16 protein-coding genes are annotated in these 14842 nt (G+C 61.0%); 8 read left to right on the plus strand and 8 right to left on the minus strand.

The features are described from left to right. Positions 1 to 239 precede the first annotated feature (239 nt). From H0I86_RS17565 to H0I86_RS17590, 6 genes are all read right to left on the minus strand, one after another. Complete coding sequence (locus H0I86_RS17565; protein ID WP_180921466.1) at positions 240 to 572, minus strand: phage holin family protein; 333 nt, start codon at positions 570 to 572, stop codon at positions 240 to 242. A 529-nt stretch (positions 573 to 1101) separates the two neighbouring features. Further along, positions 1102 to 1461 carry a PA0613 family protein gene (locus tag H0I86_RS17570; protein ID WP_180921467.1) on the minus strand — a complete coding sequence of 120 codons (360 nt, stop codon included), beginning with the start codon at positions 1459 to 1461 and terminating at the stop codon, positions 1102 to 1104. Further along, on the minus strand, positions 1454 to 3673 hold the full coding sequence (locus H0I86_RS17575) for a VapE domain-containing protein (RefSeq protein WP_180921468.1): 2220 nt from the start codon (positions 3671 to 3673) through the stop codon (positions 1454 to 1456). The genes H0I86_RS17570 and H0I86_RS17575 overlap by 8 nt, the downstream gene beginning before the upstream one ends. Next, positions 3663 to 3887 carry a TraR/DksA family transcriptional regulator gene (locus tag H0I86_RS17580; RefSeq protein WP_116254822.1) on the minus strand — a complete coding sequence of 75 codons (225 nt, stop codon included), beginning with the start codon at positions 3885 to 3887 and terminating at the stop codon, positions 3663 to 3665. The genes H0I86_RS17575 and H0I86_RS17580 overlap by 11 nt, the downstream gene beginning before the upstream one ends. Continuing rightward, complete coding sequence (locus H0I86_RS17585) at positions 3880 to 4398, minus strand: phage regulatory CII family protein (RefSeq protein WP_009049401.1); 519 nt, start codon at positions 4396 to 4398, stop codon at positions 3880 to 3882. Before H0I86_RS17585 ends, H0I86_RS17580 begins: the two co-directional genes overlap by 8 nt. Before the next feature lie 319 nt (positions 4399 to 4717). After that, positions 4718 to 4975, minus strand: coding sequence for a hypothetical protein (locus H0I86_RS17590; protein WP_086946419.1), 258 nt, complete (start codon positions 4973 to 4975; stop codon positions 4718 to 4720). A gap of 76 nt (positions 4976 to 5051) precedes the next feature. On the opposite strand from H0I86_RS17590, the gene H0I86_RS17595 reads away from it, so the two are divergent. The 7 genes from H0I86_RS17595 (at position 5052) to H0I86_RS17625 (ending at position 11889) form a co-directional block, all read left to right on the plus strand. Continuing rightward, positions 5052 to 5774 carry a LexA family protein gene (locus tag H0I86_RS17595; RefSeq protein ID WP_180921469.1) on the plus strand — a complete coding sequence of 241 codons (723 nt, stop codon included), beginning with the start codon at positions 5052 to 5054 and terminating at the stop codon, positions 5772 to 5774. Between the two features lie 272 nt (positions 5775 to 6046). Further along, positions 6047 to 6637: a hypothetical protein gene (locus H0I86_RS17600; protein ID WP_180921470.1), complete on the plus strand. Its 591-nt coding sequence runs from the start codon at positions 6047 to 6049 to the stop codon at positions 6635 to 6637. Positions 6638 to 6647: 10 nt separating this feature from the next. Then, the gene (locus tag H0I86_RS17605; protein ID WP_180921471.1) at positions 6648 to 6929 is read left to right on the plus strand and encodes a phage antirepressor KilAC domain-containing protein; all 282 of its coding nucleotides are present in this window, start codon (positions 6648 to 6650) and stop codon (positions 6927 to 6929) included. 158 nt (positions 6930 to 7087) lie between these two features. Further along, positions 7088 to 7468 carry a pyocin activator PrtN family protein gene (locus tag H0I86_RS17610; protein WP_180921472.1) on the plus strand — a complete coding sequence of 127 codons (381 nt, stop codon included), beginning with the start codon at positions 7088 to 7090 and terminating at the stop codon, positions 7466 to 7468. A 190-nt stretch (positions 7469 to 7658) separates the two neighbouring features. Next, entirely contained in the window at positions 7659 to 8852 is a 1194-nt protein-coding gene (locus tag H0I86_RS17615) for a tyrosine-type recombinase/integrase (RefSeq protein WP_180921473.1), read from the plus strand. Between the two features lie 20 nt (positions 8853 to 8872). Then, positions 8873 to 10459: an ABC-F family ATPase gene (locus H0I86_RS17620; RefSeq protein ID WP_009043780.1), complete on the plus strand. Its 1587-nt coding sequence runs from the start codon at positions 8873 to 8875 to the stop codon at positions 10457 to 10459. Between the two features lie 242 nt (positions 10460 to 10701). Beyond that, entirely contained in the window at positions 10702 to 11889 is a 1188-nt protein-coding gene (locus tag H0I86_RS17625) for an MFS transporter (protein ID WP_180921474.1), read from the plus strand. 1 nt (position 11890) lies between these two features. Here the strand turns inward: H0I86_RS17625 and H0I86_RS17630 are convergent, their stop codons facing one another. Beyond that, the gene (locus H0I86_RS17630; RefSeq protein WP_180921475.1) at positions 11891 to 12928 is read right to left on the minus strand and encodes an alpha/beta hydrolase family protein; all 1038 of its coding nucleotides are present in this window, start codon (positions 12926 to 12928) and stop codon (positions 11891 to 11893) included. Between the two features lie 243 nt (positions 12929 to 13171). Next, a complete protein-coding gene (locus tag H0I86_RS17635) occupies positions 13172 to 13783 on the minus strand; it encodes an FMN-dependent NADH-azoreductase (RefSeq protein ID WP_009048898.1) in 612 nt (203 codons plus the stop codon). Positions 13784 to 13912: 129 nt separating this feature from the next. On the opposite strand from H0I86_RS17635, the gene H0I86_RS17640 reads away from it, so the two are divergent. Then, positions 13913 to 14821: a LysR substrate-binding domain-containing protein gene (locus H0I86_RS17640; RefSeq protein ID WP_180921476.1), complete on the plus strand. Its 909-nt coding sequence runs from the start codon at positions 13913 to 13915 to the stop codon at positions 14819 to 14821. The last annotated feature ends 21 nt before the right edge of the window (positions 14822 to 14842 follow it).

The following is a 14842-nucleotide window of genomic DNA, read 5'->3' on the forward strand; positions in this document are numbered from 1 at the left end:
ACGATCCCGCGGGTTTCCGACCCCGTGTCCTTTGGAAGTCCCCAGGGTCCCCGGCGGTTTTCTGCACGGTCCGGTCGGTCGACTGCCATGCCCTGCCCCCATTCCTTTGGAAAGACGGACATCCGTGCGAAGGTTTCAGCTAGAGAGATTCCGCGAGTTCGATCACCCGTGTAGGGGGCGGCCCTCGGGGAGGACCCGGAAAAATCGGCGCCCCGCCCGGCCTGCCCGGCCTGCCCGGCTCATGCCTCCGGTTCGGCTTCGCTCAGGTCCAGGCGCTTGGCCACCCAGCGTTCGTACAAGCCGATGGCGACATCCGCACCGGCCATCGCGGTCAAGCAACCCAGAGCGCCTGCTGTCCAGATCGACAGGCCCGCACCGAACAGCAACATCATCGCTGACACGCCGCAGACGATGCAGGCGCCGGACCGAAGTGCGAGGCGGCGCAGTAACGCCCAGCCTCGTGCCCCGTCCTTGTCAGCGCGCCACATCTCGCCGGACACGCCGCCCACCAGGGACAGGGCAATCACCAACCAGATCGGCATCTCTGCCAGTGCCTGTTGCTCATTCGTCATTGCCCTGCCCCTTAAACAAAAAGACCCGGCGCATTGGCCGGGTCATGTGGTGGGTTGCCTGCCGCATTCTGCGGTCGCACCCATCGAAGATGGCTCCTTTTTACAGATCGATTCTGCTGGCAGCAAGACCGTTTTAATGCCATCCGGTGAATGCGTGGGTGACGCCCGGTGAACGGCTGGCGAATGTCGGTGAATATCTCTCTCGGCTATCTTTTGCTTTGGCGGCGTCCCATGCGTCCCACCTCTTTAAAACTAGGTGGGACGTCTGAAAGCCCCGCAGATTGGGGCTTTGCCCCACCGTCCTACTTTTATCTCTTCTTTCTCGTGTAAAGAGAGAAATTTAAAAAGCACGCGTGCGCGTAAACGCGCGTATCTGTACCCGCTACGCACACACGGGCGGGAGGCATGAAAAAGGTGGGACGGTGGGACAGCCCAACAACGACGCGGCCTGCGCCCGTCCCACCACCGCAAAAAGCGGTGGGACGGAGGCAGGCCGGTGGGACGGCGTAAGCAAGAGGGACGCCCACGATCAAGCCGCTTCCCCCAGGAGGAAGTGCTCGACCACGATGTGAGCGTCATGCAGGCGCTGGTAGTAGATGTTGCGCGTACAGCCACTTCGCGCCAGACGCGCAGCCAAGGGCGCATCGGGCTGGCAGTAATGCACCTGCACCACCGCCATCAGCTCAGGATCGAGGCGTTTCTTGACGATGCGCTCAATGTCCAGCGACGCTTCTAGCGGCACCCTGCTCCCGCGCCTTCCGCGCACGAGCTGACCACCGCTTTCCATCATCATGGCGACCATGTTGCCGCCCGAGTAACCGGCCGCCACCTCGTCGCCGTGCAGCTCCTGCGCCCATTGTTTGAGGGCCATATCGATTGCCTTAATCATCGAAGCACGGCTCCTCGAATTCGTCCTTTTGCAGCGCAGGCGCCCTGCCCCAATGCTCCGGTTTCTTGTACGCCCAAGGTCGCTGACCGCTCTTGCTCAAAGCGCCCAAACGGAACCGTCGCCAGCCCAGCCGATGCATGATCGCGCCGACGCGCATCTGCTCCGGTTTGCCCCAGTGCCCCGGATCGAGCTTGAGTGCCTGACTCATCACTTCACTGCCGGTGGCGGTCTCGCCGATCTGCGATTCCTCCAGCCAGGTCAGGATCGGACCTTCCCATTCATCGACGACAAAACGCTGGTCCTGGGCTTCGGCGAACATCGGCGCTTCGTCCGGGGTCACCCACCACAAGTCCCCCGCCTCGTAACAGAACACGGCTTCGGCCCAGAGTTGATCACGGATCTCGCGTAGCAACGCCACGTCGACCTTGGTACAGGCCACCGGCCAATAACGCCGGTTGCCGGTGGCGTCCTTGAGGTACTCGTCCTGGTTGGTGGTGCCGACGAACACACACTGGCGTGGCACGTCCATGGTTCTGCGGCCATAGCTTTCGCGGTAGGTGTCGGTGGATGCGGAGAAGAACTGCTTGGCCTTGGTGCTCTCGGCCTTGTTGAAGCTGTCCAGCTCGCCCAATTCGACGATCCATTTACCGCGGATCGCCTGAAAGCCATCCTTGTCGCCGAGGGCAAACGGCGTGTCCATGAACCACTCACCGCCGAGCACGCTCATGGCGGTCGACTTACCAGCGCCCTGCGCACCTTCGAGAATCATCACCGAGTCGGCCTTGCAGCCGGGTTTCATCACCCGCGCCACGGCCGAGATCATCCAGCGCTTACCGACCTTGGCGGTGTAGTCGCAAGCCGGTACACCCATCACGTCGGTGAGCCAGGCTTCCAGGCGTGGCACGCGGTCCCACTCCAGTTTTTTCAGGTACTCGCGTACTGGGTGAAACGCGTGGTCATGGGCGACGACACTCACTGCCTCGATCACATGCGAGGACTTCACGCGCAGGTTGTACTGCTGTGCGAGCCACTTCATCACGCGCACGTCATCGATGTCGGCCCACTCGCCGGTGCCGCCGCCATACGGCGCGGCCCGCAGCTTGACGATCTTCGAGCTGAACGCGCTGTAGCTGATCACTCCGGCCCAGCGCTCATCGTGGGCCAGAATCAATTCGACATTCTGCATGTGCGCAATCAGGGCGCCGCTCTCGCTACGGGCGAGCTGATCCTTCCAACCACCGGCAGCCGGTGGACGGACCACGGCCAGCACCTGTCGGCGCACAGCTTCGAGCCCTTCGGCGACGTGCAGGTCATTGAAGTCAGTCCACTTCTCGTGACGCTCGACCGAAAAGATCGGCGCAACGACTTGGGCACCAACGATCAGGGCGGCGTTGCTGGCCTTCTCCTCGCCGGGATTCCAGGCGTCGCCGTTGGGCTTGGTGGTCTTCCAGTCGTCATCGCGGCAGATGATCAGCGGGCAGCCGGCAAAGCGTTCGCGCATGGCCTTGCACACAGCCAGCAAGTTACCGGCATCGAAGGCCACGGCCACAGCGAGCGACGTCGCCATGTGCAGGCTGGCGCCAGTGGCGTAACCCTCACAGACCAGCACCGGTTCACCTGGCTCCGGATGTGGACCAAGCAGGTGAAAAGTGCCCTCCTTCGCCATCCCGTAAGGCCAGTAGGATTTATCGCGGCCGGTGTCTTCCTGTTTGTTCGGGAAGATCACCTGCAGGCCCATGATCTGATCACGGGCATTGTTCATCGGAACCAGCACGGCGCCAGTGCGCGGCGCGTAACGGACCTTGATGCCGACAATCTGCTTGCGGTCCAGGTAATCGCTGCGCCCGGTGGTCGGCATGCGCTCGAACAGACCCTGCGCTTTTTTCGCGGCCCGCCGCGCAGCGTTATTCGCGATTTCCGCGGCGCGGCGCTTGGCTTCTTCCTGGCGGGCGCGCATCACTTCACGCTCTTCCGGCGACATCCGCCCGGCCTTGACCTTGATCTTCTGCGTCTCGCCCGAACGCCAGTCACCGAAGGCGCCGAAGATCAGCGTGTCGCCCTTCTCCGTACGCTGCTCGTGGACGACGTACCAGCCGTTCTTTTCCTTGCCCTTATCCTGCGATGTCTTGCAGCGGGTCAGCTTGCCGAACACCAGCGGTTGCGCCGGTTCCAGACCGTAATCGGCGAATTGCCCCAATACCTCATCGAGCATGCTGAATCCCCCGCTCAGAGAGGGATTGGCAACTGATGCACTGCGAGCAACCCGGCGAGGCCAAGCGACGTGCTTCCGGAATCGGATCATCACAGGCTTCACAGAACAGCAAGGAATGAGCAGCGCTCTCTGCCTTGGCAGCGCTGCGCGCGGCCATGGCCTGATCGATGCGTTCCTGCACCAGATCGTTGGCAAAATCAGCGATGTCAGCCACGGTCGGCACCCCGCGTCGTCTGATTGACGTAGGTGGCGCGGTTGAACAACCCCAGCAGCCCTTGAATGCCACGGAATACCTGCAGGCGAATCGCGGCGAGTTCCTGATCAGTCACCACACCGTCGCCGATGCTCTTGGCCCAGGTCTCGGCCAGATCCGCGACCTGACGGAAGTATTCGGCGATGCCGGTGGTGAGGGTTTCGGGCATGTCGTTGGTGTAGGTGTCGGCCAGCTCCTGCCAGATCGTGTCGCCGACCAGCGCATGCACCGCATCGAGAATGCGGCGGTCCTTGGTCAGTTCGAGGATCTCGCCGAATTCCTGAATGTTGATGGAGTGGCTCGGATGGGTCGGCGACAGTTTGTGCTGCAGGGTGGTCGGATTGCGACCAGTGGTAGCGGCGATGGCCGCGGCACCGCCCGGGTAATCGCGAGCGGCGTGGTACAGCGCTAAATCGAGCGGCAGGATTTCCCGCTGCGCCCGTTCCAGAGAACTAAGAGCGATTCGGCTCATGGCATTAATCCTAAAAGTTGCCAGTGCCGCGTGACAGAAGTTGGTGATACATTTGTCACGTGGCACGAGAGGCCCAAACGCCGGCGAGGTTCTCAAGACCAACACCGGCACCGTGCCGGGGCGAACAATCCGTTGTTCACCCCTGGCGCAACAGCTGCCAGCTCTGTGGTAAGAACGGCAGCAACACCAAGGCTTCCGAGCCTTGGAAACGCGATGAAATTCGGCGGCATGTGGTGTGCGCACCTACTGACATCGCGCCCCGACAGCATTGTGGTGATGCTATCGGGAGAAACTGGGCGACCCTTGGGTCGCCTTTTTTCTATGCCGCCTTCTGGGGAGCGGATTTTCCAAGCAACCAGCAGGCGTCGAATGGATTGCCTTTTTCCTGCGCAGCTGCAGCAAGCAACTTCGCGTACTCAGTTTCACCTGTGTAATCGGTGCGCGGTAACGATGCTGCTAGCCTCCACTTATTGAGAGCTTGGTAACTCCGTCCACACACACGTGCTGCGGCGCCGATACCGCCAACCGCCTCAAAAGCGAAGGCAATAGCATTAGGGAAACTTTGTGGGTCTAGCATGACCGCCTCCTTTCAACTGTCGGTTGATAATAATGTTCAACTGACAGATTAGCAATGATTATGTGACTATCAACCTATGATTGATAAAGAATCCGAAAGATACATGTTCGCCGAGCGGCTTCATGCCGCACTCGACGCCAATGGCATTCGCCAGCGTGGCCGAGGGGCTGACATCATTAAACAGCTCAGCTCCAAGGGAGTCGTTAAGACCCCCCAAGCCGTTAGTAAATGGCTCAATGGTGCGGCTATTCCTGAAATTGATAGTTTGACCGCCCTATCCGCCTGGCTAGGTGTGCGGAGAGAATGGCTGGAGCATGGAGTCATGCCTGTCTTTCCCCATGAAGCAGGCCATCAGCAAGCAGTGCATGACGAGAACGTAATTGCCGTAACCTCAAGCATGAACAAAGTCCCGCTGATTTCATGGGTTCAAGCCGGCGCCTGGTGCGAAATAGCTCCTACCGTCGAGCTTCTTCATGCAGAACAGTGGGTGCCCTGCCCCGTAAATATCAGCAGATCAGGATATGCGCTTCGAGTGGTAGGAGACTCAATGACAAATACTGGCCCGGGCCGTAGCTACCCCGAGGGCTGCATAATCTTTGTCGATCCGGATCTCGCTGTGAACAATGGTGATCGAGTGATTGCGTCGCTACCGAGTAGCAATGAAGCTACGTTCAAGGTGTTTGTGAAGGATGCTGGAAAGCATTACTTGAAGCCTATCAATCCCCAATATCCCATCATTGAAATGACAGACGAAATGCAAATTTGCGGAAAAATTGTGGGGGCATTCACTCCAGAGTGAATGCGACACACCACTTTTTCACCCATCAGTTGTTGACTTAATTTAACCACTGGTTGATATTTGCCCCACTCTTTACCACAGAGCGAGGCAGTACCTATGCGCACCATCGCAACCCTGCATGTCCATCCGGCATGCGTCAGCAATCGCAAACTGATCGAACAGCTGCAGCTCGCTACGGGCTGCCTGGTCGTCATCCATAACAGCAAGCCCAGGCTAGTTGCCAAAACTTGCCAGCCCTCTCCTCTCGATCCGAACGGTGGAGGGCATGCGGCATGATCAAGTACAAAATCGACAACCGCACCCTGCAGTTGCTCAACGCTCAGGTCAACCTGACCGAGACCTTCAACCACGTCCTTCGGACAGCGCCCAAGCGTGAGTGCCTGGCATTCCGTCTCAAGGCTGAGCGCGGCGTGACTCAGAGCACTTTTGTCATCGAACTGGGCAGCGAACGCCACACGCTAACCCTGCAGAACGACAAAAAGATGCACCTCAAGCTGGCCGACTTCATCGAAGAGATTGCCAACGGTCCGCTCGACCCGAGCAACACCAGCGACGTGGTGTCCCACCCGCACGCAGATCGCCAATACGGCCGCTTTGAAGTCCAGGACAAGCAGCGCGTATTCGAGCTGATCCGCACCGGCGGCGTGCTGAGCCTCGACATGGGCTTTGACGTGCCTCTGCATGTCGCTGTGCATCGCCCGCACACGCTCACCTGCGTCACCGCCATCCTCAGCATTGGCAAAAAGAGCCCACGCACACGGTGCTTCACTGCGTGTGGAACCGATGTCGAGATCTACGGCAAGGTCAGCGAGTCCATCAACCACCTCGCTGCAGCGGCCACCCCTGCCGCGCACGCGGCATGAGGAGGACGTCATGGAACGCACCCTCGCTCAAGCAGCCGCTCAACTCGGCCTCACCCGACCCAAACTGATCGCTCTCATGCGGGAGAAAGGTCTGCTCAAGGGGAATTTGCCTGCCGACCTCAAGCGCGACAAAGAGTATCTGCGGGTCAAGGACAGTCCTTGGTATGACGAGAAGTACGGCCTGCAGTACAGCCAGTCGACCCGGGTAAAACAACCAGGCATCCGCTGGCTGGCCGACGAGTTGGGCATCGATCTTCCTGCCATCCCGGCAGACCGCCGTGACGTGGCCTAGGGAATACGCCCGCCAGATCATCGCCATGCGCACACGCGAGGAGCGCAACGCCGCGCTCCTCGAAGTGCCCGAACATCTGCGCGAGCTGACCAGACGCCACTGCCTGAACGCGTGGAACCACCCGGCACGAAAACATCGCAAGGAGGCTCAATAAGGCCATGAGTAACGCAGCACAGAACCCGCTTCGCCTGCACCCGGCGCCCGAATCGGCCACCGTCGAACTGCTCTACCGTATTTTCGGTGACGTCCTGATCCCGCTGGAAAAGGTACGCGAGCAGTACTTTCGCAACCTCAACGAGCAGTCATTCGTGACGGAGATCAACAGCGGCCGCATCCAGCTTCCTATCACCACGCTGGACACCAGCCGCAAGGCACTCAAGTACGCGCACATCCGACACATCGCCTCTCTGATCGACATCCGCGCCTACAAGGCGGATGAAATCATGCAGCGACAGCAGGACGGCCAGCACCAGGTAGCAGCCACACCGTTGATGGCTGTCACCACCAGCCAACGACAACCACAGGAGCACTCCACATGATGCCCCCAATACAAACCGATGCACTCATGCCTCATCCCGACGTTGACAAGGTCTCGGAAGAAGTCATGGCCCACATTTTGGGGATCTCGTTTAGAGCTCTCGCAACGCGGCGCGCACGGAAACAGATACCCGAGGGGGTCTGGAACAGACAAGGGCATCGCATTATGTACAGCAAAAGAAGGTATGAAGAATGGCAAGAAGCACAGTGGATTTGCCCAGAGGAGTGGAAATCTTCCGCAAATCCCTCCGGATTCGTTTTACTTGGAACGGGGTCCGACGATGCGAAACACTCCCCTACCCCGCGACGCCGAAAGGCATTAAAGCTGCATCCCAACTACGCGATCAAGTAACCAGCCTGATCAAGCTCGAGCTCTTGGATGATACCAAGTACGCTGAGCTGTTCCCGCGCTCGACTGTTTTACTGGACGGCATTCCAACGTTTCACGAGTACGCTCAGTTATGGCTTGATGGTCGAGTCATCACCTCCGGCACGCGCAACAATTACAAGGGCGCGCTGAACCTGTATTGGATTCCGCCGCTGGCCCTGATCCGCCTCGACCAGATCACCACCACGCTCCTGCGCCGCGTCATTGCGGCGACGGAGTGGACGTCGCCAGGTGTTCGCCGCAACGCCTTGGTCAAACTCTCGACCATCCTGGAATCGGCCGTCACTGAAGAGCTGATCAAGAAGAACCCTGCCAAAATGATCGACCGCCCCAAACGGGCGCGTAAGGAAATTAACCCTTTCTCTCTAGACGAGGCGAACAGGATCATAGCCCACATGTACCAGACCACTCACTGGCCCAGCGGGATCTACGCCGCGTTCTTTGAGTTTGCGTTCTTCACCGGGCTCCGGCTGTCAGAGGTCGCGGCACTGCGCTGGGATGCTGTGGACCTGGTGAAGCGCCAGGTTCATGTCCGCCGCACTGTGGCACTGGCCGTAGTCGAAGAACGCACTAAGACCGGCAAAGATCGCTATGTGCTGCTCAATGAGCGGGCGCTGCACGCGCTGGAGTACGCCCGCCAGTACGCGGAACGTCGCAAAAAAGGCGTCGGCAGGATCAAGGAAACGCCCTATGTGTTCCCGCCATCGAAGAACAGCGAGTACATCAAACAGACGTCCGACCTGCATAAGCAGTGGGGACCAGCCCTGAAGGCACTGGCGATGTCTTATCGGCCACCGTACAACTGCCGTCATACTTATGCGACAATATGCTTAATGTCCAACATGAACCCCGCCTTCATCGCTCAGCAACTTGGCCACAGCGTCCAAATGTTGCTGACGACGTATGCGCGTTGGCTCAACTCAAGCTCAGACTGGGCGGAGCTGGAAAAGCTCCAGATTGGTATCAAATCGGTATCAGGCAAAAACGACCAGCTCTAACCCATTGATAGGTAAGGTAATTGATTTCCACAGCTAACATCACGATGCAGTTCGGCGCCAAGCCGCTATTCGAGAACGTTTCGGTCAAGTTCAACGGCGGCAACCGCTATGGCCTGATCGGCGCCAACGGTTGCGGCAAATCGACTTTCATGAAGATCCTCGGCGGCGACCTCGAGCCGTCCGGCGGCCAGGTCATGCTGGAGCCGAACGTTCGCCTGGGTAAACTGCGCCAGGACCAGTTCGCCTACGAAGAATTCACCGTGATCGACACCGTGATCATGGGTCACGAAGAGCTGTGGAAGGTCAAGGCCGAGCGCGATCGCATCTACTCGCTGCCGGAAATGAGCGAAGAAGACGGCATGGCCGTGGCCGAGCTGGAAACCGACTTCGCCGAGATGGACGGCTACACCGCCGAATCCCGCGCCGGTGAACTGCTGCTGGGCCTGGGCATTCCCCTGGAACAGCATTTCGGCCCGATGACCGAAGTCGCTCCGGGCTGGAAACTACGGGTCCTGCTGGCCCAGGCGCTGTTCTCCGATCCGGAAGTGCTGCTGCTCGACGAACCGACCAACCACTTGGACATCAACACCATCCGCTGGCTGGAAACGATTCTGACGGCGCGTAACAGCACCATGATCATCATTTCCCACGACCGTCACTTCCTCAACAGCGTCTGCACCCACATGGCCGACCTGGACTACGGTGAGCTGCGCCTGTTCCCGGGCAACTACGACGAGTACATGACCGCGGCGACCCAGTCCCGCGAGCAGCTGCTGTCGGACAACGCCAAGAAGAAAGCGCAGATCGCCGAGCTGCAGACCTTCGTCAGCCGCTTCTCGGCCAACGCCTCGAAAGCCAAGCAGGCCACCTCCCGCGCCAAGCAGATCGACAAGATCCAGCTGGCCGAGGTCAAGCCATCGAGCCGCGTCAGCCCGTTCATCCGTTTCGAACAGACCAAGAAGCTGCACCGCCAGGCCGTGACCATCGAGCAGATGTCCAAGGGCTTCGACGGCAAGACCCTGTTCAAGAACTTCAGCTTCACCGTCGAAGCCGGCGAGCGCGTGGCGATCATCGGCCCGAACGGCATCGGCAAGACCACCCTGCTGCGCACCCTGATGGGCGAGCTGACCCCGGACGCCGGTTCGGTGAAATGGACCGAAAGCGCGGAGCTGGGCTACTACGCCCAGGACCACGCCCATGACTTCGAAGACGACGTCAGCCTGTTCGACTGGATGGGCCAATGGACCCAGGGCGAGCAGATCATTCGTGGCACCCTGGGCCGCATGCTGTTCTCCAACGACGAGATCCTCAAGTCGGTCAAGGTCATCTCCGGTGGTGAGCAGGGCCGCATGCTGTTCGGCAAGCTGATCCTGCAAAAGCCCAACGTACTGGTGATGGACGAGCCGACCAACCACCTGGACATGGAATCCATCGAGGCGCTGAACCTGGCGCTGGAAAACTACCCGGGCACCCTGATCTTCGTCAGCCACGACCGTGAGTTCGTATCGTCCCTGGCCACTCGCATCATCGAGCTGAGCCCGAACGGCGTGACCGACTTCAGCGGCACCTACGACGACTACCTGCGCAGCCAGGGCGTGGTGTTCTAAGGAACACCCGTTGCTTGCCCGTCTGAAAGCCCCGTCCTGGTGACGGGGCTTTTTTTGTCCGGCTATAAAAGCATCGCGGGCAAGCGTGCGTACGCATTTCTGTAGGAGCGAGGCTCGCCCGCGATGGCGTCCTCCCTGCCCCCACAAATAGCCGGCCATAAGAAGTCGTTAGCCTGCTTCCTTTTATTTCCAGCCCGCGCCATGATGCAGTCCTCCAACCGCCCGCCCGCGAACGAGCCCTCATGTCTGCGCAACAAAAGCCCGTGCCCAGTTCCATGGCGATCACTCAGCAGATTGTCTCCATCGTCTTCTATACCTTTATCGCGTTTCTCTGCATTGGCCTGCCAATCGCGGTATTGCCCGGTTACGTCCATGGCGAGCTGGGCTTCAGCGCGGTGGTGGCCGGGCTGACTATCGGCGCGCAGTACCTGGCCACCCTCCTCAGCCGGCCCATGGCCGGGCGCCTGTCGGACAACCTCGGCACCAAACGGGCGATCGTCTACGGCCTGGCGGGGATTTTCCTCAGCGGGCTGCTGACCCTGGCGTCCACCCTGCTGCAGGCATTGCCGCTGCTCAGCCTGGGCATCCTGCTGCTCGGACGTTTGCTGCTGGGGATGGCCCAGGGCCTGATCGGCGTCGGCACCATCAGCTGGTGCATGGGCCAGGTCGGCGCCGAGCACACCGCGCGCTCGATTTCCTGGAACGGCATCGCCTCCTATGGCGCGATTGCCATCGGCGCGCCGCTGGGGGTGGTGATGGTCGCCGACTACGGCTTCGAAAGCCTGGGGCTGGCCCTGTCGCTGCTGGCGGCCCTGGCCCTGCTGCTGATCCGCAACAAGCCGTCGGTGCCGGTGATCCGTGGCGAGCGCCTGTCATTTCGCACGGTGTTCGGCCGTATCGCGCCGTACGGCGCCGGCCTGAGCCTGGCCTCCATCGGCTACGGCACCCTGACCACCTTTATTACCCTGTTCTACCTCAGCCGCGGCTGGACCGGCGCGGCCTATTGCCTGACGGTATTCGGCGTCTGCTTCATCCTCTCGCGCCTGCTGTTCATCTCCAGCATCAGCCGTTTTGGCGGCTATCGCGCGGCCATCGCCTGCATGAGCATCGAGACCCTGGGCCTGATCCTGCTGTGGCTGGCGCCCTCGACCGCGTACGCCATGATCGGCGCCGGGCTCGCCGGCTTCGGCCTGTCGCTGGTATACCCGGCGCTGGGCGTGGAGGCGATCAAGCAGGTGCCCAGTACCAGCCGCGGCGCAGGCCTGAGCGCCTACGCGGTGTTTTTCGACCTGGCGTTGGCGATTGCCGGGCCGCTGATGGGCGCGGTGGCGTTGAACCTGGGTTATTCGTGGATTTTCTTCTGCGCGGCGCTGCTGTCGCTCAGCGCCCTGGGCCTGACCCTGCTGCTCATGCGCCGGGCCGACGCCTGAATCACTGATCCGCGGTCTGCATCCCGGCACGACTCGGCTTGCCCAGGGCCTGGGCAAAGAAGCGGCCAGCCTCGGCAATCAGATTGCGGTGGATGTCCGCGCGGTCGACGCCATCGGCGTCGGTGCACAAGGCCGGCATGCTCAGCAACTGCTCCTCGGTGCACGGCGCCATGAACACGAAGTGCCCGGCCCCGGCCAACAGCCTGAAGTCCGGCGCCACCGGCAGCTTGCGGGCCAGGGCCGCGGCGTTCTTGTCCAGGGCCACCAGCTTGTCGACATCGCCGCTGTACAGCAGTACCGGCACATGAACACCCGACAGGGTTTGCCGCCCGAACTTGAGGCTCAGCGGCGCCATCAGCAGCAAGGCCTGGACCCGCGGGTCGGCGACCGGTTGCAAGTCATCGCGATCGACGATCAGCTCGCCCTGGGTATTGCAGGCATCGTGATCGTCTGGGCGCTCCTGGCAATAGCGGCGCAAGCGGTCCAGTTCGGGGGTCGCCCCGGACAGGATCAGCGCGGTTTCGCCGCCGGCCGAATAACCGATAACCCCGACCTGCCCGGCATTGACGAAAGGCGACAGCATCGGGTCGGCCAGGGTCGCGGTAATGGCTTCGGAAATCTGGATCGGCCGGCCATAGAGGTTGCTCAGGGTGCCCAGCCGGCTGTGATCCTTGTAGTTGTCACCCGGATGAATCACCGCCACTACCACGAAGCCCTTGCGCGCCAGCGAGGTGGCCAGGTCGTGCAGGGCCAGCGGCGTGCCGGTGTTGCCGTGGGACAGCATCAACAGCGGGAAACGGCCGATGGCGATCTTCGAATCCCGGGAGGCGGCAATCTGATAACCCTCGACCTGGCTGCTGTGCTCGATGCCGGTGGAGGGATAGAAGGCAATGGCCCGCATCGGCTGCTGGTCCAGCGGGTCGAGAAAACTCATCTCGTGGAAACCGACGCTCCAGTGCGGATGGGGCGCAGGCGCGGCGTGCACGATAATCGGGCCGCCAAGCAGGCAGATCAGTGACATTGCCCAAAGACGCATCATGGATGCACCACCTTCCCTACCTGATGAAAACGCCGGTTCATTGCTCCAGTGGCCAGGGTTTCGCTGGCCTGATGCCTGGGCTGTCGGCCGGATCACACCGTTGTATGCGCTGCAATTTGCATAACCCGGGCCAGAACGAAAAAAGCACGAACACGAAAAACTCCGTATCCCGCTGCCTGGAGGGCATCAGAATACAGAGTTTAAAGGGCGTTGCCTGGGGCGTAAGCGACTTTTACACAAGCCTTACGCGGCAGCGAACAGTTGCTCGCTGATTTGCGCCTGGGCGTCGTTCAAGGCCTTGGTGCGGACTTCGTCGCCATAAGCCAGGCCGTGGGCGCGGACGAATTCGATGTCGGTGATGCCGAGGAAACCGAACAGCACTTTCAGGTAGTCCTCGTGAGCCACGCCAGTGGCTTGGCCGGCATGCAGGCCGCCGGAGGTGGAGACCACCACGACTTTCTTGCCACCGCACAGGCCTTCAGGGCCGGCTTCGGTGTAGCGGAAGGTCTGGCCGGCCACGGCGATGCGGTCGATCCAGGCCTTGAGCTGGGTCGGGATGGTGAAGTTGTACATAGGCGCGGCGATCACCACCGCGTCGGCGGCCTGGAATTCGGCGAGGGTCGAAGCGCTCAGCTCGGCTTCGTGCTGCTGGGCGGCGTTGCGCACTTCGGCCGGGGTACCGGCGGCCACCAGGGTGGCGGAGCTGAAGTGACTGATGGCATCGGCGGCCAGGTCGCGGTAGGTCACCTCAACGCTGGCGTCGGCGTTTTTCCAGGCCTTGACCACGCTTTCGCTCAACTGACGGGAAGCCGAGTTGTCACCAAGGATGCTCGAATCGATATGCAGCAGTTTCATCTGGGATTCTCCAAGTGAGGATCGCCACCGGGCGATCAATTGAGGACAATCCTACAGATGAAACCAATAGCTGATTAGCCGACATAAATGCGATAGTTTGTCCCATCAGCAGGACAGTCGAGCCATTCTATGCAAGACCTCAACGATCTTTATTATTTCGCCAAGGTGGTGGAAGCCGGTGGTTTCGCCGCCGCCGGGCGTTTACTGGGGGTGCCCAAATCCCGTTTGTCGCGGCGTATCGCCGAGCTGGAAGAGCGACTGCACACCCGGTTGCTGCAACGCACCACCCGCCAATTGAAGCTGACCGCGGTCGGCGAACGTTACTTGCGCCACTGCCAGGCCATGCTGCTGGAAGCGGAAATGGCCGACGAGGCCGTGGCCAGCATGTCCAGCGAACCTCGCGGGCGCCTGCGGGTGTCCTGCCCGGTCGGCCTGGCCCACCATATGTTGCCGACCGTCATCAGCTCCTTCCTCGAGCAATATCCCCAGGTCCAGCTGGACATGCAATTGCTCAACCGCCGGGTCGACGTGGTCGCCGAAGGCATCGACGTGGCGCTGCGGGTTCGCGAGCATGGCGACGAAGACCCCTTGCTGGTGACCCGGCGCCTGCGCCAGGCACAGACCGTGATGGTCGCCAGCCCGGGGTTCGCCCGGGAATGGCCGATCCACAGTCCCGAAGACCTGCACAAGGTGCCGGTGCTGGGTGCCCTGGAGGCCGACCGCATGGTGCATTTGCGCATGCTCGATGCCCGGGGCGAGAAATGCGACCTGGTCCTGGAGGCGCGCCTGGGCATCGACGATTTTCTGGTGCGCCGCTCCTGCGCCCTCGCCGGCCTTGGCTGTACCATCCTGCCGATGATGTATTGCGAGGAAGAACTGCAGACCGGGCAACTGGTGCAACTGCTGCCTGAATGGTCGCTGCCTGGCGGTTGGCTACAGGCGGTCTACCCTCACCGGCGCGGTGTATTGCCAGCGGTAAGGGCGTGGATCGAGCATGTCAGCGAAGCGTTCAAAGGCTGCGGAGACCGAATGCTATGACGGCCGCGATAAAAGGAAAAA

This window comes from Pseudomonas chlororaphis subsp. aurantiaca (genome assembly GCF_013466605.1).
Lineage (GTDB): Bacteria > Pseudomonadota > Gammaproteobacteria > Pseudomonadales > Pseudomonadaceae > Aquipseudomonas > Aquipseudomonas chlororaphis_I.